This is a genomic window from Streptomyces sp. NPDC001156 (assembly GCF_053598275.1).
Genome location: NZ_JBSFJX010000511.1, coordinates 1 through 1,613 on the forward strand (window position 1 = coordinate 1; position 1,613 = coordinate 1,613).

Below are 1,613 nucleotides of genomic sequence, written 5' to 3' on the forward strand. Positions count from 1 at the left end.
AGAAGCCGTTATCAAAGCGATCTTGCGGTGTGAGGGTCGGACGGGGGTTCGGGCCTGCTCCCGTTCGGTTGATCGCCAGCCGGCCGGCGCATGAGGGAGGGGCCTCCTGCACAGCTCGGAGATGTCGAGTCCACGAGCACCAGGAGGCCCCAGGTGTCACAGTTTTCCGCGGCAGCGGCACCGACGTCCAACTCCGGCGTGTCGCCCTGTGATTGCCTCGCGCACCGGTTCGGCAACGCCGCCGACCACGGCGACCGTGAGCGCCGCTACCCCAGCGACCTGACCGACGCGGAGTGGGCCGCTGTCCGCGACGCGCTGCCGATGCCGCGCTGGCTGGAGGGTAGGGGCGGCCGGCCGGAGTCCTACTGCCACCGCACCATGCTCGATGCCGTGTTCTACCTGGTCGACGGCGGCATCAAGTGGCGCGCGATGCCCTGCGACTTCCCCGCCTGGCCGGCCGTCTACCGCTTCTTTCGCCGCTACCTGGCCCAGGGCCTGCTGAGCGAGCTGCACGACCGGCTGCGCCGCAGGGTGCGCGTGCAGGAGGGCCGCGACCCGGAGCCCAGCGCGGGAATCATCGACTCCCAGTCGGTCAAGGCCGACGCCGTCGTGGGCGCCGACTCACGCGGCTTCGACGGCGGCAAGAAGATCAACGGGCGCAAGCGCCACCTGGTGGTCGACTGCCTCGGACTGCTACTAGCTGTGATGGTCACCGCCGCCTCGGTCACCGACCGCGACGCCGCGAACGCGCTGCTGCCGCGAACGCGGGCCCGGTACTTCCGCCTGAAGTTGATCTGGGCCGACGGCAGCTACAGCGGCTCCCTGGTGGAGTGGGCCGCGGCCGCACTGAAGCTGGTCCTGGAGGTGGTCAAGCGCGCCGAGAACACGGTGGGGTTCACGGTACTGCCGCGCCGCTGGGTGATCGAGCGCACCAACGGGTGGCTGCTGCGCACCCGCCGCCTGGCCCGCGACTACGAGCGCACCACCGAGGTCGCCGAGGCGATGGTCTACTGGTCGATGACTGCGCTCATGACCCGCCGCCTGGCCGGGCGGCGGCGCTGAACCGGCCGTCCGCCTCCTTGACCAGCCAGCCGCGCTCGGCCATCCGCCGCGCCTTGGCCCGCACCCGCTCCACCCCGGCCGCAGAGGTCTCCCACTCCAACCGGCCAGCGATCTGACGGCAGTTCAACGGCCCCGCCCCCTCCCGCGCTACCGCCTCGAGCGCACCAATGATCCGCTGGTAGTCCGCAGCAAGCACCGTCGGCCCAAGCCCCGGCCGCCACTCGGGCACGATCGTGCCCGGCGCCGCACCGGCGGTCCGCACCCCGCCGTCCGGCGGCGGATCATCCTCCGCGCGCGCCTCGGCCAGCGCCGCCGCGAACTCCTCCTTCGCGATCACCGCCCGCTCGCAGGCCCGCTCGGCCTCGGCGAGCGCCGCCGCAGCTCGCTCCGCCTCCTCGCGGCACTCCTCAAGGCGCTGACGCGCACTCAACTCCCGGTCCTCCAGCAGCCCCATAGGCGACGGCATCCGGCCCTCCAACGATGCGGCGACACGACGCCGACATCCCTGCCACCCACCCGCCGACACCAAGCCCGACCAGCGGAAATCAAGC

At 72.1% G+C, this 1,613-nt stretch carries 2 protein-coding genes; one reads left to right on the forward strand and one right to left on the reverse strand.

The window, feature by feature from the left end; translation table 11 throughout:
- The first annotated feature begins 153 nt into the window (after positions 1–153).
- Positions 154–1,062 carry an IS5 family transposase gene (locus ACWDA7_RS52695; RefSeq protein WP_450615314.1) on the forward strand — a complete coding sequence of 303 codons (909 nt, stop codon included), beginning with the start codon at positions 154–156 and terminating at the stop codon, positions 1,060–1,062.
- Here ACWDA7_RS52695 and ACWDA7_RS52700 read toward each other — a convergent pair.
- The coding region (locus ACWDA7_RS52700) for a hypothetical protein (RefSeq protein WP_450615316.1) at positions 1,028–1,613 on the reverse strand (586 nt) is incomplete at its 5' end. The genes ACWDA7_RS52695 and ACWDA7_RS52700 overlap by 35 nt on opposite strands.